The organism is Pseudomonas sp. L13 (assembly GCF_009935965.1).
In the GTDB taxonomy this organism is placed as follows: domain Bacteria; phylum Pseudomonadota; class Gammaproteobacteria; order Pseudomonadales; family Pseudomonadaceae; genus Aquipseudomonas; species Aquipseudomonas lactis.
Genome location: NZ_QODJ01000018.1, coordinates 54,904 through 79,639, shown reverse-complemented (window position 1 = coordinate 79,639; position 24,736 = coordinate 54,904). Strand labels below are relative to the sequence as shown.

Here is a 24,736-nt window from a genome sequence, read left to right as displayed (position 1 = left end):
TTGGACGCGGCGCCTGTGATTTTTTCGCGAGCAAGCTCGCTCCTACAAAAAGCCTTAACTGAACAGCATTAGCACGCTGTGCGGCTTTTTACCCCGTTTTAATGCGCGAACAATGAATTACCCTTCTGCCCCGCCAGCTTCTCAGGCTTGATCAGGAACCGCGCCAGGGCCGGCAACAGCCACAGCGCGCCAAACATGTTCCACAGCAGCATGAAGGTCAGCATCAGGCCCATGTCAGCCTGGAACTTGATGGCCGAGAAGATCCAGGTGCACACGCCGATGGCCAGGCACAGGCCGGTGAACAGTACGGCCTTACCGGTGGACTTCAACGTCTGGTAATACGCCTCTTGCAACGGCAAACCGGCACGCAGGAAGCTTTCCAGGCGGCTGTAAATGTAGATGCCATAGTCCACGCCGATCCCCACACCCAAGGCCACCACCGGCAAGGTCGCGACCTTGACGCCAATGCCCATGAACGCCATCAGCGCGTTACCCAATACCGACGTCAGCACCAGCGGCAGCACGATGCACAGGGTCGCAGCCCAAGAGCGGAAGGTGATCATGCACATGGTCGCTACACACAGGTACACCAGGATCAGGATGATCAGCTCCGACTCCTTGATCACCTCGTTGGTGGCCGCTTCGATCCCGGCATTACCGGCGGCGAGGATGAATTCCAGGCCGTCCTTGTTGTTTTCCTTGGCGAAGTCCTGCACCGCATGCACGGCGCGGTCGAGGGTTTCGGCTTTGTGGTCGTTGAGGAACACCAGCACCGGCGCCAGGGAGCAATTGTTGTTGTACAAGCCATCGGCACGGGCGATGGAGTTGTTCAGCACATCCGGGTTGCGCGACAGGGTTTCCCATTTCAGGTTGCCCTCGTTCATGCCCTTGATCATTTGCTTGGACACGGTCACCAACGAGATCGCCGACTGCACGCCCTCGGTGTTCTGCATCTTCCACATCAACTGGTCGATGGGCGCCATGGCTTCATAGCGCGAGCAGCCTTCGGCCTTGGTCTTGACCATCACCACCAGCACGTCGGAACTGGTGGAGTAATTGCTGATGATGAAGTTGTTGTCCTTGTTGTAGCGCGAGTCCGGGCGCAGTTCCGGTGCGCCTTGGTCCAGGTCGCCGATCTTCAGGTTCTGGCTGTACCAGAGGCCACCACCAAAGGCGATCAGGGCCAGGAATACCGAAACCGGCGCGACTTTCGGGCTGGCGAATTTGGACAGCAGGCGCCAGAAGCTATGTTCGCGGTTCGCGTCTTTCTTGCTCTTGGCGATGGCGCGCTTGCTGATGCCCACATAGGAAATCGCGACCGGCAGCAGAATCAGGTTAGTGAACACGATCACCGCCACGCCGATGGACGCGCCGATGGCCAGTTCGCGGATCACACCGATGTCGATGATCAGCAGCGTGATGAAGCCTACCGCATCCGCCAGAATGGCGATCATCCCCGGCAGGAACAGTTGCCGGAAGGTGCGCCGCGCGGCGGTCAGGGCGTTGTCTGCCTCGCTGGATTGCAGGGCAATGCCGTTGATCTTCTGCACGCCATGGGAAATGCCGATGGCGAAGATCAGGAACGGCACCAGCATTGAATACGGATCCAGCCCGAAACCGAAGAAGTGCATCAACCCGAGTTGCCAGACCACCGCCACCAATGTCGTGCTCAACACCGCAATGGTGCTGCGCAGGCAGTTGGTGAACCACAGCAGCAGAATCAGGGTGATGACAAACGCAACGCCGAAGAACAGCACCACCATCACCAGGCCGTCGATCAGGTCGCCAACCTTTTTGGCAAAGCCGACAATATGAATCTTGACGTTGGGGTTCTGGGTTTCGAACTTGTCGCGGATCTTGTCTTCCAGTTCATGGGAGAACTTGCGGTAGTCCAGGGCAAGCAACTTGCCCTGGTCCTGCGGGTCCGGGTAGGACTCCAACAGCGGGATATCAACGATGCTCGACTTGAAGTCATTGGCCACCAGACGCCCGACCTGGCCGGACTTGAGCACGTTATTGCGCAACTGGTCGAGGCTCTGCGGCGAGCCGTTGTAGCTCTGCGGGATGACCTCCCCGCCGGCAAACCCTTCTTCGGTCACTTCGGTCCAGCGTACGCTGGGGCTCCACAGCGACTTGAGGCCCGAGCGGTCCACACCGGAGATGTAGAACACCTCGTCGTGGATCTGGCGCAGGGTCTCCATGTACTCCTTGGTGAAGATGTCGCCGTCCTTGGCCTCCACCGAAATACGCACGGTGTTGCCCAGGTTGGCCAAGTCGTTGCGGTGCTCCATCATTTTTTCGATGAAGGGGTGCTTGAGGGGGATCATCTTTTCAAAGCTGGTGGACGGGCGAATCAAGGTCGCCTGCCAGAACAGGAAGAGGCTCACCAGCAGGCAGATGACGATCACCGCCGGGCGATTGTTAAAGATCAGACGCTCAAGAAAGGTCGCTTTATCGTTGTGATGACTGCTCATTGAATCCCCGCCTTCTTATTATTTTGAGAGCTCTGCGCCGGCCGATGTGGCAACCCGCACGCCACCCTGCCCCGCGAGGATCAAATTGCCATTGCCTGCCGCCGTGACCGCCGAAAGTGAAATGCGGTCCGGGCGATTGAACACACTGAAGGTCTGGCCGTCGTCATGGCTGACCACGACACTGCCGCCGTTGCCGACCACAACGACGGAGCCGTCCTCCAGCAAGGTCGCACCCGACAGGCCAAACTCCAGCGCACCCCGTGCCGCGTTCAATTGGACCTGTTCCCAGGTGCTGCCGAAATCGGTGGAGCGGTACAGGTTGCCGCGCAAACCATACGCCAGCAGGGTCTGTGGCTGTGCGGTGCTGATCACGCCAAACAGTGAACCCTCGTAGGGGCCTTCGAGTTTTTCCCAGGTCTGGCCATCGTCGCTGGAGCGAAACATGCTGCCTTGCTCACCGACGATAAACAGGCCGGCGCCCTTGATCTGGGCGATGGCGTTGAGGTGGTACTGGTCTTCGTTGTCGAGACGCTCGCTGACATCGTTCCAGGTTTTGCCGCCGTCGGTGGTTTCGATCAGCGCACCGTAGGCGCCCACGGCCAGGCCGTGGTTGGCGTCGTTGAACCACACATCGAGCAACGGCGCTTCGCGTTTGAGGTCTTGATATTGTTGGGTCCACGTGACGCCGCCATCGGTACTGGCAAGAATCTGCGCATCATGGCCGACGGCCCAACCGTGCTGGTCGTCAACGAAAAACACCGCCGTGAGCAGTTGCCGGGTGGGCACTTTGGCTTGGGCCCAGGTGTTGCCCTGGTCATCGGAATAGAGGATATGCCCACGATCACCGACCGCCACCAGGCGCTTGCCCGCATGAACCACGTCGATCATCAAGCCTTTGGCGGCCTTGGGGGATTCAATCGCAAAGACTGCGGCGACGGAGGTATCGCTGGCGGCCAGCACCGGCAGCGACAATACGCTGCCAGCAAGCAGCGAGAGCGCTGTGGCCAGCAACGCAACCCTGCGTGCGGCGCGTGGGCGGCAAACAACCCAACCCATGACAGGCTCACTCATAGACCTTTCTCCCATTTATTATTGTTAGGTCGTCTTCTCTTTCAGGGCCTTGAAACCTGCAATCTAGAGCGCCTGGAGGAAGCAGGGGCCATCCTATCGGGCTTTGGAATCGTCTGACAATCGGCGCTACGTTATCTTTTGTTAACTGACGGCGTTTGGCCATGTGCTGAATATAGCTGCATCAGCTGAAATGATGGCCTCACCGCGCTCACGTAAATGAATTTTTATTCTATCTATTGAATTTAATGAATATTTATTCCATTAATAGCCTCCCTGACAACAATAATCCAAAGGACCACGACGATGCGTGAACTCGGAATCGGCTTGATCGGCACAGGCTTCATGGGCCGCGCCCACGCGCTAGCGTTCAATAACGCGCGGGCGGTATTTGAACTGCCGGTGCACCTCAAGCTGGCCGCCCTGGCCGATGCCGACACCGAGCGCGCCCAGCGTTGCGCCAGCGCCTGGGGGTTTGCCCAGGCCCATGGGGACTGGCAAGCGCTGGTCAACGACCCCAAGGTCGACGTCGTGGCCATCACCACCCCCAACCATTTGCATTACCCCATGGTCATGGCCGCGATTGCGGCGGGTAAAGCCGTGTATTGCGAAAAGCCCCTGGCCGTCAGCCTTGAACAAGCCGATGCCATGCGCCGCGCCGCCCATGCCGCCGGGGTGGTGACTCGGGTCGGCTACAACTATCAGCACAACCCGATGATCGTGCTGGCGCAGCAGATGATTGCCAAAGGCGAGCTGGGCCAGATCATCAGTTTCCAGGGTGAGTTCAGCGAAGACTTCATGGCCGACCCGGCTTCCCCTTGGTCGTGGCGCTGCGAAGTGGAGCATGCTGGCGGCGCCCTGGCGGACCTGGGCAGCCATTTGCTGTCGATGGCCCGCTATCTGGTGGGCGAGGTAACCCATGTTTGTGCTGATACCCAGACCGTACACAGCCAGCGCCCCGCCACCGCCGGCAGCGCGACCTCAAAAACCATTGCCGTGGATGACCAAGTGCACGCCCTGTTGCGTTTCGCCAACGGCGCCCGTGGCACGGTGAGCAGCAGTTGGCTCAAACACGGCTACAAGAACCATCTGAGTTTCGAGATTAGCGGTACCCAAGGCACGCTGGCGTTTGACCAGGAACGCTTGAATGAACTGCGCCTGTGCCGCATCGGCCAGGACGGTTTCCAGCGTCTGCTGGCTGGCCCCGCCCTGCCCGGCTATGCGGCATTCAGCCCGGCCGCGGGGCATCAATTGGGTTACAACGAATTGAAGACGTTGGAAGTGCACGAGTTGATCATGGCTCTGGCCGGCCAGGGTGCGGATGGCACGGACTTTGAGGCGGCGTGGGAGGTGGAGCGGTTGGCGACGGCGATTCGAGTGGCGGCTTCGGAAGAGCGCTGGGTCAGGGTCGGCAAACTTTAACGCAAACGGGTCCGTCCCGATCGGTTGGATAAACGCCGCCCTCGCCTCCGGTGTGGGCCTGTACTGTCCTTGCGACTCATAGGGACGCTCTTGAGGAAGGCCTGACAGCCTTCCCTCAAGGCTGGAACAAATCGGCGCGTTCGCACTTCAACCAGTAAACTTTCCCAACTTTAATCAGCCATCCCCCACCTGCAACAAACAAAACTTCATACAGCACTGCACAAACCACTCACACCTTAAATACGCCTATTACTTACCATCACACATCGAAATAAATACCCCCTGGCCTTATATAAATAAATAAGCCACCTTACTTCACGACAGGAACTTAAGCATTTCTTAAAACCCAACACAAACAAGCCGAGACACCTTCATGTCAGCCATTACAAACTATCATCCCGCGCACGTAAAATCTCAAACTGACCCGCTCTCGACCGACGCCCCAACAGCTGATTCTGCGCCTTCGTTATCGGACAAGGTTGCGCGAGACCTTACTCGAGACAATTTGAGATTAAAAGACAAAAATGGCGACGGCCAACTAACGGTTTCATATAAGTTTTTAGATCGTGGCGCAGGTGAGTTCAGCCAAGCCAGAAAGAAAGCGTTCAAGAACGCCATCAAGGCCTGGGAAGACGTGGTCAAGATCAAGTTCACCGAAAACGCCAAGGAGGCTGATGCGTTTTTTGTACTTCATGCCAATCCGGGTGTGGGTGGATATGCTGTCCTGCCAAATGATCAAGGCACTGCAAGCATTGGCATCGGCGTCGGCAACAAGCATTCGCCTGCGCATTCTTCCATGATCCATGAGCTTGGTCATAGTCTGGGATTAGGCCATCCAACCGGAAATTATCCAGAAAACAATCACACTCACACGGCCATGAGTTACAGAAACACATGGTGGCGTCCTGCGGACGAACGTGGCGTGCGTATTTCTGACAGTAACTTGACCCCCGCGATGCACGACATCGCAGCCGCCCATCGTTTATACACGCCTAACTATGAAACCCGAAAAGACAATACAACTTATGGCTTTAACTCAAACACTGAGCGTGATCATTACACCTTGACCTCCGCCGACGACCTGACCAACTTTTGTGTGTGGGACAACGGCGGCGAAGACACGTTGGACTTTTCCGGCTTCAAGCAGAACCAAAAGATAAACCTGACCGCCGAGACACTCTCGGATGTGGGCGGCCGCGTGGGTAACGTGTCCATCGCCAAGGGCGTTGTAATGGAAAACGCCATCGGTGGTTCAGGACATGACGTGATGATCGGCAATCAAGTCAATAACAGACTAACCGGAGGGGCCGGTGGTGACACCCTAAAAGGCGGAGGGGGTGCTGATACCTTTGTTTATAACAAAGCCAGCGACTCCACCCCTGCGAACCCGGACATACTTGAAGACTTTGCCAGCGGCGTCGACAAGATCGACCTGTCCAGGGTGCTCAAAGACGCCGGTATTGAAACGCCAGAGCTGGTTAGCGTACTTACCGGTCGCAAAGGCGAGCTGACGCTCAGCTACGATGAAAACGTCAAGATGCACAAACTGGTTCTGAATGTGAGCGGCAAACCTGATTCTGCACTACTGATTCTAAGCAAAGGACCTATAGCGCTGGACGACATCCTGACCCACGCAGATTCAAAGCCGGAGCCCAGGCCCGAGCCAGAACCTAAGCGAGACCCTAAGCCAGACCCCAAACCCAGGCCTGAACCAGAACCGAAGCCCAGGCCCAAGCGTGAACCCAGGCCAGAACCAGAGCCCAAGCCCAAGCCCACCCCAGTGTCATGCCCCCGACCCGAGACGCACGACACGGTCTATGGTTTCAATGCAAATACCGGACGCCCCAGTACAACCCTCACCTCTGCCTGCGACAAACCTTATTTCCGCGTGGACGACAGAAAAGGCAACGACACCTTGGACTTCTCTGGTTTCTATCAAGACCAACAGATTGATCTGACACCCGGTACTCGCTCCAGCGTAGGTGGGCTACGCGACAATGTGTTTATTACGCAAACAACCGTCATCGAAAACGCCATCGGGGGTAAAGGCAACGACCGTATCAGCGGCAATAGCGCCGATAACATCCTGATCGGTGGTGCGGGCGCGGACCATTTGACCGGCAATGGAGGCTTTAATACCTTCAGCTACCATTTTGCCTGCGATTCTCCTCGCAACAACGCGGACATCCTCTTGGACTTCACCACGGGCAAAGACAAGATTGATTTGAGAAAAATGAGCGAAAATGCCCAAGTCAAACTCAACCATGTCCACCAATACCGCAACCAGCCCGGCGATACGATCATCGTGCACAACCCGTTCACCGGCAGGTACTTCCTGGGCGTTGATTTGACAGGCGACGGGAAGACCGATTTTTTGATCAAAAGTACCCGGCCAATCAGCAGCGAAGACGTTATAGGACTGAACATCCAGGATGACGGTTACCTCTGATCATTCAGGGTGAACAGCATCAACGCAACGCCCGGCGCAGCACTTTGCCGACCGTGGTCTTGGGCAACTCCGTAGTGCGAAACTCCACATACTTAGGCAGCTTGTACCCCGTGAGGTACGCTCGGCAATGCGCAAGAATCTGCTCCTGTGTCAGGGTCGGGTCCTTGCGCACGACGATGATCTTGACCTTCTCCCCAGTTACCGCATCTTCCACCCCGATGGCCGCCACTTCGGCAACGCCAGGGTGCATGGCCACCACGTCCTCGATTTCATTGGGGTACACGTTGAAACCCGAGACCAGGATCATGTCCTTCTTGCGGTCCACCAGGCGGATATACCCGCGTGCGTCCATCACGCCGATATCCCCGGTGGACAGCCAGCCCTCGGCGTCCAGCACCTCGGCGGTTTCTTTTGGCCGTTGCCAGTAGCCCTGCATCACTTGCGGGCCGCGTACTTGCAGCTCGCCCTGCTCGCCGATGTCCGCCAGTTCGCCGTCTTCGCGTACGAAGCGCACCCAGGTCGAGGGCAACGGCACGCCAATGCTGCCGGTGAACTCCATCTCGCGCATGCGCGAAATATCAATGGGGCTGATGCTCACCACGGGCGAGCACTCGGTCAGCCCGTAGCCTTCGATGATCGGCAGCCCGGTCACTTCCTTCCAGCGCTTGGCCACGGCGGTGTGGGTGGCCATGCCGCCAGCAATCACCAGGCGCAGGTCGGAAAAGTCACGTGCACAGAACTCGTTGTTTTCCAGCAAACCATTGAACAGCGTGTTCACCCCGGCAATGCCATTGAAGCGTTCCTTGCGCAGGATCATCTGCACGCGCTTCACGTCGCGGGGGTTGGCGATAAGGATATTGCGCCCGCCCAGGCACATGAACATCAGGCAGTTCACCGTCAGGGAAAAGATGTGGTACAGCGGCAGCAAGGTCACGTTGGTTTCCTGCTTGTGCAGGTTTAACTGGTCACCGACCCAGGCCTTGGCTTGCAGCAGGTTGGCAATGATGTTGCGATGGCTGAGCATCACGCCCTTGGCATCGCCGGTGGTGCCACCGGTGTATTGCAAAAAGGCCAGTTCTTCGCGGCCCAGGCTGACCGGCAAATGGTGCATCGCCCTGCCCTGTTTGAGCACCTGGTTGAAACGCAGCGAACCGGGCAGCCTGAAGGCCGGTACCTGCTTCTGCACGCTGCGCAAGATGAAGTTCATTGCCGCGCCCTTGAAGGTGCCCAGCAAGTCGCCAATGGCCGCGACCACCACACGCTTGACGCTGCTGCCGACCATGGCTTTTTCCAGGGTATGCGCGAAATTTTCGAAGATCACCACGGTTTCGGCGCCACTGTCCTTGAGCAGGTGCTTGAGTTCGTGGGCGGTGTACAACGGGTTGACGTTGACCACCACCGCCCCGGCCAGGATCGTGCCCAGCAGGCAGATCGGGTACTGCAAGCAGTTGGGCATCATCAGGGCCACGCGATCGCCCTTCTTCACGCCCTGGCCCTGCAACCACGCGGCAAAGGCAATGCCCTGGGTGCGCCAATCGGCATAGGTCATTTCGGTGCCGATGCTGACGTAGGCGACCCGCTCATGGAATTTTTCCAAGTGCTCCAGGAACACTTCGCGCAGCGACGGGTAATCCTCGATGCCGGCGTCAATGTCCGCCGGCACGCCGGGCAGGTAAGTGTTCAACCAGATGCGTTCGGTGTGTTCCAGGCTGATAGCGTTCATCGCAGTGTCCTTATTGTTGTTTTTGATAGCGCTACTTTTCGACGATGGCGGTGATGCCCAACCCACCCGCTGCGCAGATCGAGATCAGGCCGCGACCGCCACCGCGTTCGTGGATGGCCTTGGCCAGCGCCGCCAGTTGTCGGCCACCGGTGGCCGCAAAGGGATGGCCGCAGCCCAGTGAGCCGCCGTTGACGTTCATCTTGGCGCGGTCGATGCTGCCTAAAGGGACGTCAAGGCCGAGTCGTTCGCGGCAATATTGCGAGTCTTCCCACGCCTTGAGCGTGCACAGCACCTGGGCGGCGAACGCTTCGTGGATCTCGAAGAAATCGAAGTCGGCAAAACCCAAGCCTTCACGCGCAAGCATGCGCGGCACGGCGTAAGCCGGCGCCATCAGCAGGCCCTCGGTGCCGTCGACAAAATTCACCGCAGCCGTTTCGCCCGTGCGCAAGTAGGCCAACACCGGCCAACCATTGGCGGCGGCCCATTCTTCACTGGCCAGCAGCACCACCGAGGCGCCATCGGTCAGGGGCGTGGAGTTGCCGGCGGTGAGCGTGCCGTTCTGGCGGTCGAAGGCCGGCGACAAGCCTGCGAGCTTTTCCAGGCTGATATCGGCACGCAGGTTGTTGTCACGGGCCAAGCCGCGGTGGGGGCTGATCAGGTCGTCGAAGAAGCCGCGTTTATAAGCCGCCTCCAGGCGCTGGTGGCTGGTGAGGGTCAGCTCGTCCTGGGCCAGGCGCTTGATCTGCCAACGCTTGGCCATTTCTTCGCAATGCTCGCCCATGGACAGGCCGGTGCGCGGTTCGCCGTTGCGCGGCAGCAGTGGCTTGAACAGCATCGAAGGGCGTACTTTCAGCAACGCGTTGAGCCTGTCACCCAGGCTTTTGGCGCGATTGGCCGCAAGCAAGGTATGGCGCAAGGATTCGTTGATGCCGATGGGCGCGTCGGAGGTGGTGTCGGCGCCACCGGCAACGCCTACTTCGATCTGGCCGAGGGCGATTTTATTCGCCACCAGCAGCGCGGCTTCAAGCCCTGTACCACAGGCTTGTTGCACATCATAGGCAGGGGTTTGCGCGGACAAGGTGGTGGACAACAGCGCCTCGCGGGCCAGGTTGAAATCCCGCGAGTGCTTGATCACCGCCCCGGCGGCAAACTCGCCCAGGCGTTGGCCGTGCAGGTTGTAGCGCTCCACCAACCCTTGCAGGGCGGCGACCAGCAGGTCCTGGTTACTGTCGTGGGCATACACCGTATTGGAGCGCGCAAATGGAATACGGTTGCCGCCGATAATCGCCACGCGGCGGGTCGGGGCTGGGGTGAAGCTGTAGTCACTCATTGCTGGCTCTCTTTGCAAATGAATAGCCCGCGCATATGGGGCTTGTCCCCGGCGAAATTGCGCACTTCGAACTCGCGCCGTGGCCCGTTCACCGGGTGACCCCACAGGGCGACCTGGCCGGGCAGGAAGATCGGCAATTTGAAGTCGCAATGGGCCTCGGCCTGATCCAGCCCGCCGGGTGGCTGTTGCGCTGCCAATGCGCGGCCCAGGGTCCACATGCCATGGGCGATGGCGCGACGAAAGCCGAAGAGTTTGGCACCGATGATTGAGGTGTGAATGGGGTTGAAATCCCCCGAGACCTTGGCAAAGCGCCGCCCAAGGTCAGCGGGCAGCACCCAGCGCTGGGTGCGTAACAGGCCGTCCTCCTGCAGCGGCAAAGGGTCATTCCAGGCTTCACCCACCGGATTGCTGACGTCACGGCGCAAGTACAGACTGTCGCTTTCCCACACCAGGGTTTCCTGGCTGTAGGCCCGAGTGGCGATGCTCAAGGCCTGCCCTTTCGGATGGGCCACCCAGCGCTCGCAATACACCTCCAGGCGCAGCGCCTGGCCCTCGTGCAGGCGCTGGTGCTGACGAATGCGATTGGCCAGGTGCACCATGCCACTGGCCGGGTACGGGAAGCTTGGCCGGGTCAGCAGCATGAGGTGCAGGGGGAACGCCAGCACATGGGGATAGGACAATGGCACGCCCTGTTCGCGACGAAAACCACACGCCCATGCGTAAGCGGCGATACCGGCCGACGAAAGCTCCACCGCGCTGCGCACCAGGCGCGCTGTGGGCAATGGCGGCGCGCCGTCGAACTTGGGTTTGCGCAAGGCGCGCAGGCCGTCGAGCAGCAACTGCGTGCGCGACGGCGGTGGGTCGATGATCTGCGTCACGTAGTCCATCGGTCAGGCTCCCAACAGGCTTTGGCCGCACACCCGCACCACCTGGCCATTGACCCCACCCGACGCCGGATGGGCCAGCCAGGCAATGGTCTCGGCCACGTCGATGGGTTGCCCGCCCTGGGACAACGAATTCATGCGCCGCCCCGCTTCGCGGATCATCAGCGGGATCTTGGCGGTCATCTGGGTTTCGATAAAACCGGGCGCCACCGCGTTCACCGTGACCTGCCGGGCTGCCGCACGCGGTGCCAGGCCCTGTACCAGGCCGATCACACCGGCCTTGGACGTGGCGTAGTTGCTCTGCCCCAGGTTGCCGGCGATACCGGAAATCGACGACACGCACACAATGCGCCCACCAGGGTTCAAACCCTGACTGTCGAGCAAGGCCTCACTGAGCTGCCACGGCGCTTCGAGATTGACCGCCAGCACACTGCGCCAGGCGCCCTCGGTCATTTTGGCGATGGTCTTGTCGCGGGTGATCCCGGCGTTGTGCACCACCACATCAAAGGCGCCATATTGGCTGACGTGGGTTTGCAACAGTGAGACGGTGTCGGCGGCGGTAATATCCAGAGGCAACGCCGAACCGCCCACGCTGGTCGCCGCCTGCTGCAAGGCTTCATGTGCCTGGGGCACGTCCACACACACCACATGGGCACCGTCGCGCGCCAGCACCTGGGCAATCGCCAGGCCGATGCCACGGGAGGCGCCGGTGACCAGGGCGCGTTTGCCGGCAAAGGGTTTGTCCCAATTGATGGCGGCATGGCCATCGACCGGTTTTTCCAGGCGCACCACCTGCCCCGAGACATAGGCGGAACGGCGCGACAGGAAAAACCCCAGGCTGCTGTCCAGCGCGTCTTCCGCGCCCGGCGCCACGTACAGCAGTTGCACGGTGATTGCGCGGCGCAGTTCCTTGGCCAGCGAACGCACCAAGCCTTCAAGGGCGCGTTGGGCGATGGCCTGGGGCAAGTCGTTACAATGCTCGGGCGCCGTGCCGAGTACCACCACCCGGCCATGCTGGCCCAGGCGTTTGGCATTGCTGTGAAAGAACAGGTAGAGCTCATCCAACTGTTGCAGGTCGGCCACGCCGCTGGCGTCGAACACCGCGCCTTGCACCTTGACCGTGGACGGCGCCTTGAGCGTCGCCGGGGTCGCGGCGACGGTGTCGGTGGCGCTGAAGAAGCGCTGCACCGAGGCCACCAGGCGCCCTGCTCCGGCGATGATCACAGGGTTAGCCAGGCCGGCCTGGCCGCTGCGATGCCGTTGCAATGCCAAGGGTTGCGGCAAGCCAACGGCCTGGGCGAGGCGCCGGCCCCAGGGGGAATTGACGAACGAAAGGTAGCTGTCACTCATAGAGGGTTCCACTCACAACACAGTTCTTGCCTGATAAACAGATCAAATGTGGGGAACTGGATCGCCCTCTGTAGGAGCGAGCTTGCTCGCGAAAAACGTCAACGATAACGCTGGCTTCCTGAATCGACGCGGCGCCTGTGAGTTTTTCGCGAGCAAGCTCGCTCCTACAAAAAGCCTTCTGCCTGGCATTTAAGGCAAGCCAGTTCCCACCTGAGGACCGGGTTTCTCTCAATTGACCGGGACGCTGCGCCGTTTGGCCACCGGTTCGAGCGCCTGCTTACGCTGCTGCAGGGCCTCCAGCAAACCAAAGTCCTGGGGGAAGTCATCCACCTGGATACCGTGGTCGGCGTATTCCACGTAGCGCGCCAGCAAGGCGTCTTCGTCGTCGCTGATCAAGTCCAGCGCCCGCGCCTTGACACGCCAATCGGTAAAGGCCGTGGCAGAAATCGGCAGCGGGCCGAGCAGGCCTTGCTTGATGGCGGGTTTGAGCCGCGCCTCGATCAATTCCACTTGGGGCAACAAACGGAACCCCAGTTCGCCATACGCCAGCTTGTCGACTTCCGGACGCGGGATATAGGAATTGGCCAGCAACCGGTCGCGGGTCTCGCCAGGGGTCTGCACCACCTCCGCCACTTGCGCCAACAGGCGGTCCGATGGTTTGCGCTGCGGGATGCCAAACGGAAAACTCAACGCGCGCACCACCGCCGCAGCGGGTTTTGAGGGGTAGTTGTCGAGCACTTCGGCCAAGGCTTCATGGGCGCGCAACAAGGCGTCCTGGGCCGCCCAGTGCACCAGCGGCAAGTCCGCCTGGGGCCTGCCGTCATCCTCGAAGCGCTTGAGCACGCAAGACAGAATGTACAGCTGCGACAGGATATCCCCCAAGCGCCCGGTGATACTTTCCTTGCGCTTGAGGGCACCGCCCAGCACCCCCATGGAAATATCCGAGATCAGCGCCAGCACCACCGACAGCCGATCGGCCTGGCGGTAGTAGGCAGCCAATGCCGGGTCGGTCTTGGCCGGCGCCGCAATCAGGCGTCCGCCGGTCAGGGCATGCACCGCTGCGCGCACGGTATTGGCCACTACAAAACTCACATGGCCAAACATCGCGCTGTCGAAGTCTTCCAGGGCCTTTCGCCGGTCGGGGTTGTGCGCCGCTTCCATCTCGCGGAACACGTAGGGATGGCAACGAATCAGGCCCTGGCCAAAGATGATCAGGCAGCGGGTCATGATGTTCGCGCCCTCCACCGTAATGGCGATGGGGCTTTGCTGGTAGGCACGGGCGAGGAAGTTATTGGGGCCCATGCAGATGCCTTTGCCGGCGACGATATCCATGCCGTCGTTGACGATGATCCGCGCCCGCTCGGTGACGTGGTACTTGGCGATGGCCGAGATCACCGAGGGTTTCTCGCCGGCGTCCAGGGACGCCACCGACACCTTGCGCACCGCATCACACGCATACAGATGCCCGGCCATGCGCGCCAGCGGCGCCTGTACACCTTCGAACTTGCCGATGGGTAGGCCGAATTGCTTGCGCATCGCCGCATAGGCGGTGGTCCCGCGCACCGCCACTTTCCCGAGGCCGACGTTGGCCGAAGGCAGGGAAATCGCCCGGCCTGCCGCCAGGCATTCCATCAACATGCGCCAGCCGTTGCCAATTTGCTCACGGCCACCGATCACCCATTCCAAGGGAATGAACACATCCTTGCCCGTGGTTGGGCCGTTCTGGAAGACCGCATTCAACGGCCAGTGACGCCGGCCACTGTTTACGCCCGGGTGGGACGTGGGGATCAACGCACAGGTAATGCCCAGGGAACCTGGCACGCCAAGCAAGCCCTGCGGGTCTTCGGCGCGGAACGCCAGGCCCAGCACCGTGGCAATCGGGCCGAGGGTGATATAGCGCTTGTCCCAGGTCACGTTGAAACCCAGTATTTCCTCACCTTCATGCATGCCTTTGCAGACAATACCCAGGTCAGGGATCGCGCCTGCATCGGAGCCGGCATAGGGGCTGGTCAGGGCGAAACACGGGATGTCTTCACCGCGTGCCAGGCGCGGCAGGTAGTAGTTGCGCTGGGCGTCGGTGCCGTAATGCAGCAACAGCTCGGCCGGACCGAGGGAGTTGGGGACCATCACCGAAATCGCTGCCGCCGAGCAGCGTGTCGACAGCTTCATCACCACTTGGGAATGGGCGTAGTGGGAGAAGCCTTTGCCGCCGTACTGCTTGGGAATGATCATGCCGAGGAACCCGGCATCCTTGGTGTACTGCCAGCCCTCGGGGGACATGTCCTGCCAGACTTGCGTGGTTTCCCAGTCGTTGGCGATGTCGCACAGGGTTTCGACTTCGTTGTCGAGGAAGGCTTGCTCCTCGGCGCTCAGGCTGGCCGGCGCGGCGTGCAGCAGGCGCTGCCAGTTGGGTTTGCCGCTGAACAGCTCGGCGTCCCACCACACGGTGCCGGACTCGATGGCCGCACGCTCGGTGTCGGACATCGCCGGCATGATCGTACGAAACAGGCCCAGGGCCTTGGCGGTCAGCAGCCTGCGGCGCAGCGGTTTGATCGCCAGCACCAAGGCGGGCAGCACCACCAGCACCGCCGCCAGGGTAATGCCCGGCACGGCCACCGCGTTGAACAGGTAACCCGCCGCCAACCAGACCAGGCCAGCGCCCAGCCATAAGGTGGCGGCGGCTTGTCGATACGCCAGGGCAATCGCGGCGGCGAGACCTACCAATAACCAGATAAGCATGGGGATACCTCTACTTGATTCGGGGCGTGAAACCACACTACAAACTTCAAAGCATAAATTCAAATTTTGTTTTGAAATTTTTATTTAATGCTTTGCCGAAAAAAAAGGCTGACCGGATCAGCCTGACAGCAGAAGGAATCAACGCAGGCCGCTGAAAACGACTGCCAAGGCAGGGCCCTCAAATGCGCTGAGTGTCCTGCCCTGCACGTGCCTCAGAACTTATAAGTCGCCGACAGGCTGACCACATCACCTGAGGATTCAGCCTTGCCGTCCAGTTGAGCGCCTCCAAGACGGTCAACGTTCTTGGTTTTCAGATTGACCTTCTCGACAAACTGGTGCGAATAGGCGGCATCCACCGACAGGCCTGGCACCGCCTTGATGTCATACCCTGCACCGAACGCAAGGAAGTAGCGATCCCCGTCGGGGATCCGAGGGTCACGGGTGGAGTTTCGGGTCGGTGTCTGGTCGTAAGCCACGCCGGCACGCAGGGTGAGTTCGTCGGTCGCTTTGTAGTCGCCGCCGATAGAAGTCATCCACGCGTTCTTGTAGTTGTAGGGTATGGCAACGATGGTCGAGCCCTGTGACTTGAGCGTGAGGTCCTTGAAGGAGGACCACTCTGTCCACTGGGCACTCACGCCCAGCGTCCAGCGATCATTGAACTGGTGGACCCAGTCAATCGCTGCCGTCGCAGGGATATCCAATTGAGCACTGGCGTGCGCGCCATCCGGGAACAGTTTGAGACCAGGATAGGCCATTTCAACCAGCGTTTCGCCGTTTGGACCAATCGGGTTGGTCATCGCGTTACGGCCAATCGCGTCTGTATAAACGTCGTACTTGCCCGTCATCTTGTTTTTGATCTTGGCGTGATAATTCACGCCCAGCGTGTCTTGCGCTGTCGGCTTCCAAACCACGCCGCCAAACCAGCCCACTGAGATATTGTCGACTTTCACGCGTATCAAGGAATGCCCGACGCCGGTCGGAAAACCGGTGCCTCCCAGACCGGGAGAGACATCCGCGGCAGCCAACAGGTCTACGTTCTGGCTGACGTTCCCTTGGCTACGTTGAACGATGGCACCGGCACCGACGGAAAACTCATCATTGACCTTGAATGACAAGGAGCCTGTCAGGCCAATGGTCTCGATCTTGGTGTCAACGGCGAAATCTCGCAGCTTAGAGTTTTCGTTCCACGTACTTTTCATGCCTTGCGGTACGACTTGGCTCAGGCCAAAAGCAAAACGGTCGCCGATGGGCATGACCATAAAGCCAGTAGGTAGCCATGCGGTGAAACCACCCTGGCCGCCATTATTCGTATTCAGCGTCGGATCGCCCAGGTTGCCCTGATCATCCAGCACCGGCGTATTGGTCACCGGGTTACCGTTATGGTCATACGCCTGGCCAGAATATTTGATCTTGATCCGGGCGTAATCGACGGTCTGCTGCACGATGGTTGAATCGATGAACGCCATGGCCGCCGGGTTGTTGTACGCGGCACTGGGGTCGTTTTTGAACAATGAACCGCCACCAAACGCGCGCCCCCAGCCAGGCGCACCGTAGGTTGGCGTGGAGAAGCCGCCCGCCTGCACATGCCCTGTGGTCATCAAGCCTCCCAACAGCGCCAACCCCAGTAACGTGTGAGCGTGTTGTTTCTTATTATTCATGCGCTGCTCCTTATTATTATTTCGCCCGGCCCCTGCCGGTGGGTCGTGTGGCCGTAGGCAGACCGTAAGTACCCTGCCCAACCGATGCCTCGTGTGAGGCATCGGCCTTTGAACGGGTGATCAGCCCTCTGGAGTCACACGCTTACGGATTAACCGTGAGTGTCGGGGCAACAACACTCAGCGATACGACGGTGCAGTTGCCGCTCAGCGACTGATTGGTAGCCGAAAGTGTTTTGGTGCCTGGAGTCCAAGCCACGGCAATGGTGGTAGGGCCGCAGTTAGTGGCCGGAATCGAGGAGATTTTGTAGCCTACGTTGGTCACGGTGCCGGTGGTGCCCGTCGCAGCGGTAAGAACCCAAGGCAGGTTAGTCAGCGTGGGCAGTGCGCACAGGCCGCCGCCGGTCAAGGAAGCACCGTTGATAGAAGCCACGCCACCGCTAACGTTGCCGGTAAAGGTAATGCCGCACGTCACTGCCGCACCAAAGGATGAAGGCGACTTCACCACGATGGTACCGGCATTAGTCGAGAACGGACCGTCTGGAGAAACGGAAGCCGCGCTCGCCATGGAGGCGGCACCAAAGCACAGAGCAAACGAAGTTGCACAAACGAGGGTTTTCAAGCTTTTCATTGTTTTTCCTCACATGTTATGGCGATTCATTTCGCCAGGGGTAATGGCCATGATCGAGAGGTCACGGTGAAACTGCAGAACTTCCCTTTCCAGCCAAATTTCAATGCATTTACCGCTGCAACAGTCGGAGCGTGTTATTCGACAACTTTGAAGTTGGGCGGCATCTTGATCGACACCGTCTTGATCTTGCAGTCTTCGCCAATCGCCACATCGCTGGCTTCCAACTTGCCGGTGGCGTTATCCCAGGTACCGTCGGCCGTCGAAGGCCCGCACTTGCCGCCCAGGCCAAAGGCATGCACGTCCACGCTGATCTTCGACATGGAGCCGCTTTTTGTGTCTTTGGCGATTAACACCCAGGGCAAGTTGATGGCTTCGACACGGCTGCACTTGAGGCCACCGTCGAACTCGACTTTGTCGACATTTACCGATGAACCATCGGCTGCAACCTTGCCGGCCACCTTGATGGTGCAATCGGCACTGATGAGCTTGCCTTTGGAAAAGCTGATAGGCCCCTGGGCAGTGAAGGCACTGCCAGCGGGTTCGATACGCGCAGCCTGAGCCTGGTGATACACAATCAGGCCCATGGCCGCTAACAGGATGTGGGCGGTGAACTTGGCAGAACTTTGCATGGTGTACGTCCTTCCCTTGAAATTATTGTTGTAGGGTCAAACCGGGTTCTTGCACTCAATGCTCCGGGCGATCAGAACCTGCGCGATACACAGATCCCGAGTACACCCTGAAGGCTTACTTCATCTCAAAACGGCTTGGCACTACCGCTGTACTTATCCAGGTACTTCAAGCGCTTTGACGGCTGAAGATTGGTCAGGTTGATATCACCGGCATAGTGATTCAGTACGCGGTGGTCCATACGTCGGCGCCATAAGTACGGCACATACGCCCAGACAATCATGCTGGCGTAGCCATACGGAAGTTGCGGTGACTCATCAAAGTGACGCAGCGACTGATAACTGCGCGTGGGGTTGGCATGGTGATCGGAGTGCCGTTGCAACTGGAACAGAAAGATATTGGTGACAATCCGATTACTGTTCCACGAGTGACGCGGCGAGCAGCGTTCATAACGGCCATTGGGCAACTTCTGGCGCTTGAGGCCGTAATGCTCGACGTAGTTCACCACTTCCAGCAACGAGAACCCGTAGATGCCCTGGATAATCAGGAACGGAATCACCGCCGCCCCCAGCCAGGCAATCATCGCGCCCCACAACACCACGCTGTACATCCAGGCGCTGAGCACGGCGTTCTTCCAGTGCAGCGCCGGCAGGCCAAGTTTGCGCAGGCGTTCGCGCTCCAGGTTCCAGGCCGACACGGCGCTGAACCACACCGAACGCGGCAGGAAGGCCCAGAAACTTTCACCGAGGCGCGAGCTGGCCGGGTCTTCCGGCGTGGCGACCCGTACGTGATGGCCACGGTTATGTTCGGTGTAGAAGTGCCCGTAGAAGGTCGGCGCCAGAGTGACCTTGGCCAGGAACACTTCCAGGGGCTTGGGTTTGTGCCCCAGCTCATGGGCGGTATTGATGGCAATGCCGGTGGCGGCACCGGTGGACATGGCCATGCCCACATAGGTCAACCAGCTGATTTCACCGTGAAGTTCAGTGCGTGCGGTGATGAACGCGGCGGTCTTGGCCAGCCAGCTTGAGGGTTCCAGGGTGGCCGTGGCGTGCAACAGGCCACCGTTGATGATCCAGTCGATACCGCCAGCAGCGAGCCAACCGGTGATGACCACCGAGGAAATCACAAACAGCACGCCGGTGTAGACGATCCAGCGGTAATAGCGCTGGGATTCAAGGTGGCTGACCGCAGATTCGGGCGGGTTGCTGACGTCTTCGCCGAGCAGGCCGTCAATCAGCGGGATCAAGCCGAAGATCACCAGCACGCCCACCCACCACAGTTGTTGCACGCCTGTGGTGATGGCAAGGGCGCCGGAGAGTAAGGGAGTGGCCAGCGGCATGATGCCGAGCCACCACAGGTGGCGTTTGCCGTCGGCCCACACGGTCGCAGCTGCCAGCGTCTGGTTCATGGCAGCCTCCGAACACATTCGGTAGGCGATGCGGCAGCGGTGCGCTGACTGCTGCGAGAAATCATGCATGCGATAAAAGGCGTTTTTTTCATTATTTTATTCGCTCTTAGGCATTTCAAAAATAATTTCAAATTACACATTGAAATAATTTTTTTAAATAAATAGCGCGGAATCGTTAGGTCGTCAACTAGTTTCTCCAGCCCTTTTTTCCGTGACCGATCAGTCTCTTTTCAGCCATTTGGTCAGGTACTCAGGGCAGGCATCAACGCTAATGAACCGCAGTCGAGTGGCACCGTTATTTGCTCGCCAAGGCTACAGATGGCTGTAACTGCCTGACGTTTTCACCGGGTCGAACCCGCTTGACCACCTGCTCCACCAGCGCCGCCACGCGCTCGGTGGCGGTGATCGGCAACATATGCCCGCGGCCTTCGATCACCTGCATTTTCAGCCCTGGTACCTTGCTGGCCAGGGCCTGGCCGTGTTTCTGGAAGTCGAGCACCCTGTCTTGCCCGCCGTAGATCAGGCCGATAGGCAGGGTCAGTTGCGGGTAGCGCTTGACCATCTCCGGCAGATGCTCGTTGACCCGATTGATCTCGGTAGACGCGGCGTAAAAATTGTCGGGGCGCATGCCCAGCAAGCCGCCGCCACGGGTAGCGAAGTCCGGCGGCGCGGCATCTGGGGCGAACACGCCCTTCACCACCGAATCTTTGGTCAGCAGGCCGATGGGCAGGGTCAAGGTGTGGGCCACCCAGCGCCGCAGCCAGGCCGGGCGCACGGCCAGAGACAGGAACACCAGCGGCAGCATGCGCTGGGGGTGAGTCAAGGGCGCAACCAGCACCAACCCGGATACCGCATGGGGATGGTCGAGTGCCAGCGCCAGGGCAATCGCGCCGCCCAGGGAATGCCCAAGCACCAGCGGTTTGTCCAGGTCCAGCGTCTTGATGAAAGCCGCGATTTGTCGCGCCTGGGCCGGCAAGTCTGCCGGCGTGCCGCTGTGCCGGGTGGAATAGCCTGAGCCCGGCCGGTCGAGGCTGATGACCCGAAAGTGCTCACGCAACTGGCCGGACAAGGCATAGGTCAGGTTGCGACTGCTGCCCATCAGCCCATGGATCATCACCAGCGGCGGGCCCTTGCCCTCTTCGACATAATGAAAGCGCTCGCCATCCACCTCGACGAAGCGCCCGTTGCTCGGCACGGTCGCTTCAATGCGCCGCGTCATCCAGGCACTCAAGCCCCATAACGCCGCGCTGGCGCCCACCAGCACACCCGCAGCGACAACCCACTCCACAGCCATAGCTCGGTCCTCTGCTTCCCTGCTGCTGGCGACCCGACCGGAATTGGCCTGGCCTCAGCCATCGTCCACACCCTGGACCTAGACTTCATGCATACCACGTTCGTCCGTCGGACAAATCGCTCATGCGCAACAAGGCCCTAGCGTAGGCGAATTTTTCAGGTAGATTATTTAAAATCTTTTTTAAAATAAATAATTCAATTTTCCTTTGCAATGGTGTTCTATCTAAAAGGCAAAACAAAAACAGGAGCACATCCGATGCCCAAGCGCTTTATTGACGAGGCAGCCCTATGAATGCCCCCAGTGACTCAATCGACATCGCCATCATTGGCTCCGGGTTCGCGGGCCTGTGCATGGCGATCAAACTCAAGGAAGCCGGGCTCACCGACTTCTTTATCGCCGAACAGGCCGAGACCCTCGGCGGTACGTGGCGCGACAACCACTACCCAGGTTGCGCCTGCGACGTGCAGTCCCACGTGTATTCGTTTTCCTTTGCGCCCAACCCAAACTGGACGCGACAGTTCGCGGCGCAACCCGAGATTCGCGCCTATCTGGAAGACTGCGCCAAGCGCTTCGAGCTGGCGCCCTATCTGCGCTTCGGCATGGGCCTGCAACGCGCGATGTTTGATGAACAACAGCAGCGCTGGCAGCTGACCTTCAGTAACGGCCGCCAGGTCAGCGCACGGGTGCTGGTGTCGGGCATGGGGGGCTTGTCGCGCCCGGCCATGCCAGATATCCCAGGGCTGGACAGTTTCAAGGGCAAGCGCTTCCACTCCCAGCAGTGGGATCACGAATACTCCTTGAAGGGCAAGCGCGTGGCGGTGATCGGCACCGGTGCCAGCGCCATCCAGTTCGTGCCGCAGATCGCCCCGCAGGTGGCGCACCTGGACCTGTTCCAGCGCACGCCGCCGTGGATCATGCCCAAGCCCGACCGCCCGATTACCGCCACCGAACGCTGGCTGTTCAAGCACGTACCGCTCACCCAAAAGCTGGTGCGCGCTGCGCTTTACTGGGCACTGGAAGGTCGCGTGGTGGGCTTTGCCCTGCATCCACGCCTGATGAAAATGGTGCAGAAAATCGCCCTGCGTCATCTGCGTAAACAGGTGGCCCGCCCTTCCCTGCGCAAAACCCTGACGCCGGACTACACCATCGGCTGCAAGCGCGTGCTGATCTCAAACGATTACTACCCGGCACTCTCGCGCAGCAATGTCGAGGTCGTCAGCGACAGCGTGCTGCGCATCGAAGCCGACGGCGTGATCACCGCCGACGGTATCAAGCACCCCGCCGATTGCCTGATCTTCGGCACAGGTTTCCAGGCCAGCGACCCGTTGCCCCGTGGCTGCATCATCGGCCGTGACGGCATCGACCTGATGGACGCCTGGCGCGATGGCGCCCATGCCTACAAAGGCACCACCGTGCCGGGCTACCCGAACCTGTTTTTGATCGTCGGCCCCAACACCGGCCTGGGGCATAACTCGATGATCCTGATGATTGAGGCCCAGGTCGCCTACATCCTCGATGCCCTGAAACACATGCAGCGCCAGCGCATCACCACGGTGGAGGTCAAACCTGCCGTGGAGCACGCCTACAACCTGCAGTTGCAGGACAAGCTCAAGCGCACCATTTGGAACACCGGCGGCTGCCAGAGCTGGTACCTCGACCCGCGCACCGGCAAGAACACCACGCTGTGGCCTGGTTCGACCTGGCGCTTCAAGCAGGTCACCCGGCATTTTGCCCTCAAGGACTACAGCGTCAGCCAGGCGCCGGCGCCCGCCCTCCCGCGTGCGGTTGCAACGCCCCACTCCACCACAGAAGGCAGCCTGTCATGAAGTCATTCAACGGCCGCGTCGCGGCGATCACCGGCGCGGCTTCCGGCATGGGCCGCGCACTGGCCCTGGCGCTGGCACGGGAAGGGTGCCACCTGGCGCTGGCGGACAAGAACAGCCAGGGCCTGGAACACACCCGGGATCTGATCCGCACCTCGACCTTGGCGCCCGTCACCGTCACCACCCAGGTGCTGGACGTCTCCGACCGCCAGGCCATGCAGGAGTGGGCAGCGCGTTGTGCGGCCGAGCACGGCCAGGTCAACCTGGTGTTCAACAATGCCGGGGTGGCGCTGTCGAGCACCGTCGAAGGGGTGGATTACGCCGACCTGGAATGGATCGTCGGCATCAACTTCTGGGGAGTGGTGCATGGCACCAAAGCGTTCCTGCCGTACCTCAAGGCCAGCGGCGACGGGCATATCATCAATACGTCCAGCGTGTTCGGCCTGTTCGCCCAACCCGGCATGAGCGGCTACAACGCCACCAAGTTCGCCGTGCGCGGCTTCACCGAAGCCTTGCGCCAGGAACTCGACCTGCAACGCTGCGGCGTCTCGGCCACCTGTGTACACCCCGGTGGCATTCGTACCGACATCTGCCGCAGCAGCCGCATCGACGCGAACATGACCGGCTTTCTCATCCACAGTGAGCAACAAGCCCGCGCCGATTTCGAAAAGCTCTTCATCACCGACGCCGACCAGGCCGCCAAAGTGATCCTGCAAGGCGTACGCAAAAACAAGCGCCGCGTGCTGATTGGCCGCGATGCGTATTTTCTCGACCTGCTCGCCCGTTGCCTGCCGGCGGCCTATCAGGCGCTGGTGGTGTTTGCCAGCAAACGCATGGCGCCCAAGCCGCGCACGCCAGTGTTTGAAACCAACGACGAGCCCCGACTCTGAACAGGAGCACGCACCATGTTGCCGATCCGTCGCGATATCCGTTTTGCCCTGCCTGCCGAGCGCATCAAGAACTGGCACGAACAAGGGCCTGTGGTCAGCCATTTCTTCAATGCCCTGTCGTTGCTGTTTCCCCAGGGAGAGCTGTTCTTCATGGACAGCGTGCGCCACTACCGTGGGCAGATCGACGATGCTGAACTGAAAAAAGAGATCCAGGGGTTTATCGGCCAGGAGGCCATGCACAGCCGCGAGCACGTGGCCTACAACGATTTGCTGCAAGCCGCCGGCCTACCAGCGCACACCCTCGATCGACGCCTGAAGTTCTTCCTCGACCTGCAGAAAAAACACCTGCCGCCGTCGTTCAACCTGGCGGTGACCATCGCCCTGGAGCACTACACCGCGATGCTCGCGGAAATCCTGCTGAGCGACCCGTCGCGCTTTGGCGACTCACTCAAGGGTTACCAGCAGATGTGGTACTGGCATGCCCTGGAAGAAACCGAACATAAAGCCGTGGCGTTCGATGTGTGGAACACAGTGATCAAGCCAGGGCCTGTGCGTTACCTGCTGCGCACCGGCACCATGCTGACCACCAGCGTGCTGTTCTGGGTGGTGGTGCTGGATTTTCACGTGCGCCTGTTGATTGCCGACCGCACTTCAGGTGGCACGCTGAAGGGGCTGTGGCGCATGGTTAAATTCTTGTATGGGCCCAAGGGTGTGTTTCCACGGATGTGCCGACCATGGCTGCATTATTTCAAGCCGGGGTTTCATCCCTGGGATCATGACAACCGGGCGCGGTTAGCGGGCATTGACCGCTTGGTCGAAGAGATAGAGCGCACGCGCCGCGGCTACGAATCGGCCTAGTGTCAGGGATTAATCCCGCCATCTGTAGGAGCGAGCTTGCTCGCGAAAAACGTCAACGGTAACGCGTGCTTCCTGAGTGAACGCGGCGCCTGTGAGTTTCTCGCGAGCAAG

General features: G+C 59.9%; 17 protein-coding genes. 5 read left to right on the top strand and 12 right to left on the bottom strand.

Annotation, left to right across the window (positions count from 1 at the left end; all coding sequences use genetic code 11):
• Nucleotides 1-98 precede the first annotated feature (98 nt).
• Together DK871_RS11800 and DK871_RS11795 are read right to left on the bottom strand one after the other, a co-directional pair.
• Nucleotides 99-2,474: an RND family transporter gene (locus DK871_RS11800; protein ID WP_057974813.1), complete on the bottom strand. Its 2,376-nt coding sequence runs from the start codon at nucleotides 2,472-2,474 to the stop codon at nucleotides 99-101.
• Between the two features lie 18 nt (nucleotides 2,475-2,492).
• Nucleotides 2,493-3,530: a YCF48-related protein gene (locus tag DK871_RS11795; RefSeq protein WP_161905161.1), complete on the bottom strand. Its 1,038-nt coding sequence runs from the start codon at nucleotides 3,528-3,530 to the stop codon at nucleotides 2,493-2,495.
• Between the two features lie 318 nt (nucleotides 3,531-3,848).
• Here DK871_RS11795 and DK871_RS11790 point away from each other — a divergent pair, with 318 nt between their 5' ends.
• Both DK871_RS11790 and DK871_RS11785 read left to right on the top strand, forming a co-directional pair.
• The gene (locus DK871_RS11790; protein WP_161905156.1) at nucleotides 3,849-4,964 is read left to right on the top strand and encodes a Gfo/Idh/MocA family protein; all 1,116 of its coding nucleotides are present in this window, start codon (nucleotides 3,849-3,851) and stop codon (nucleotides 4,962-4,964) included.
• A gap of 373 nt (nucleotides 4,965-5,337) precedes the next feature.
• Nucleotides 5,338-7,413 carry a M10 family metallopeptidase C-terminal domain-containing protein gene (locus DK871_RS11785; RefSeq protein WP_161905155.1) on the top strand — a complete coding sequence of 692 codons (2,076 nt, stop codon included), beginning with the start codon at nucleotides 5,338-5,340 and terminating at the stop codon, nucleotides 7,411-7,413.
• Between the two features lie 19 nt (nucleotides 7,414-7,432).
• Here DK871_RS11785 and DK871_RS11780 read toward each other — a convergent pair whose 3' ends face one another.
• The 10 genes from DK871_RS11780 to DK871_RS11735 form a co-directional block, all read right to left on the bottom strand.
• Nucleotides 7,433-9,136: an AMP-binding protein gene (locus tag DK871_RS11780; protein ID WP_161905154.1), complete on the bottom strand. Its 1,704-nt coding sequence runs from the start codon at nucleotides 9,134-9,136 to the stop codon at nucleotides 7,433-7,435.
• A gap of 31 nt (nucleotides 9,137-9,167) precedes the next feature.
• Entirely contained in the window at nucleotides 9,168-10,466 is a 1,299-nt protein-coding gene (locus DK871_RS11775; RefSeq protein WP_161905153.1) for an acetyl-CoA C-acetyltransferase, read from the bottom strand.
• Nucleotides 10,463-11,353 (bottom strand): MaoC/PaaZ C-terminal domain-containing protein, encoded by an 891-nt coding sequence (locus DK871_RS11770; RefSeq protein ID WP_161905152.1) that lies wholly within the window; start codon nucleotides 11,351-11,353, stop codon nucleotides 10,463-10,465. Before DK871_RS11770 ends, DK871_RS11775 begins: the two co-directional genes overlap by 4 nt.
• Before the next feature lie 3 nt (nucleotides 11,354-11,356).
• Nucleotides 11,357-12,700 (bottom strand): 3-oxoacyl-ACP reductase, encoded by a 1,344-nt coding sequence (locus tag DK871_RS11765; protein ID WP_161905151.1) that lies wholly within the window; start codon nucleotides 12,698-12,700, stop codon nucleotides 11,357-11,359.
• 228 nt (nucleotides 12,701-12,928) lie between these two features.
• Complete coding sequence (locus DK871_RS11760) at nucleotides 12,929-15,439, bottom strand: acyl-CoA dehydrogenase (protein WP_161905150.1); 2,511 nt, start codon at nucleotides 15,437-15,439, stop codon at nucleotides 12,929-12,931.
• Nucleotides 15,440-15,651: 212 nt separating this feature from the next.
• Nucleotides 15,652-17,097: an outer membrane protein transport protein gene (locus DK871_RS11755; protein WP_056784539.1), complete on the bottom strand. Its 1,446-nt coding sequence runs from the start codon at nucleotides 17,095-17,097 to the stop codon at nucleotides 15,652-15,654.
• Between the two features lie 142 nt (nucleotides 17,098-17,239).
• Nucleotides 17,240-17,725, bottom strand: coding sequence for an alkane oxidation protein activator PraB (gene praB / locus DK871_RS11750; RefSeq protein WP_161905149.1), 486 nt, complete (start codon nucleotides 17,723-17,725; stop codon nucleotides 17,240-17,242).
• A gap of 134 nt (nucleotides 17,726-17,859) precedes the next feature.
• Nucleotides 17,860-18,354, bottom strand: coding sequence for an alkane oxidation protein activator PraA (praA, locus tag DK871_RS11745; protein WP_161905148.1), 495 nt, complete (start codon nucleotides 18,352-18,354; stop codon nucleotides 17,860-17,862).
• Nucleotides 18,355-18,479: 125 nt separating this feature from the next.
• Entirely contained in the window at nucleotides 18,480-19,760 is a 1,281-nt protein-coding gene (locus tag DK871_RS11740) for an alkane 1-monooxygenase (protein WP_161905147.1), read from the bottom strand.
• 295 nt (nucleotides 19,761-20,055) lie between these two features.
• A complete protein-coding gene (locus tag DK871_RS11735) occupies nucleotides 20,056-21,054 on the bottom strand; it encodes an alpha/beta fold hydrolase (RefSeq protein WP_161905146.1) in 999 nt (332 codons plus the stop codon).
• Nucleotides 21,055-21,341: 287 nt separating this feature from the next.
• Here DK871_RS11735 and DK871_RS11730 point away from each other — a divergent pair, with 287 nt between their 5' ends.
• From DK871_RS11730 to DK871_RS11720, 3 genes are read left to right on the top strand one after another with little or no spacing between them, the layout of a single operon-like run.
• The gene (locus DK871_RS11730) at nucleotides 21,342-22,880 is read left to right on the top strand and encodes an NAD(P)/FAD-dependent oxidoreductase (RefSeq protein ID WP_161905145.1); all 1,539 of its coding nucleotides are present in this window, start codon (nucleotides 21,342-21,344) and stop codon (nucleotides 22,878-22,880) included.
• The gene (locus tag DK871_RS11725; RefSeq protein ID WP_161905144.1) at nucleotides 22,877-23,767 is read left to right on the top strand and encodes an SDR family oxidoreductase; all 891 of its coding nucleotides are present in this window, start codon (nucleotides 22,877-22,879) and stop codon (nucleotides 23,765-23,767) included. The genes DK871_RS11730 and DK871_RS11725 overlap by 4 nt, the downstream gene beginning before the upstream one ends.
• Before the next feature lie 15 nt (nucleotides 23,768-23,782).
• Entirely contained in the window at nucleotides 23,783-24,625 is an 843-nt protein-coding gene (locus DK871_RS11720; RefSeq protein WP_161905143.1) for a metal-dependent hydrolase, read from the top strand.
• Nucleotides 24,626-24,736 lie beyond the last annotated feature (111 nt).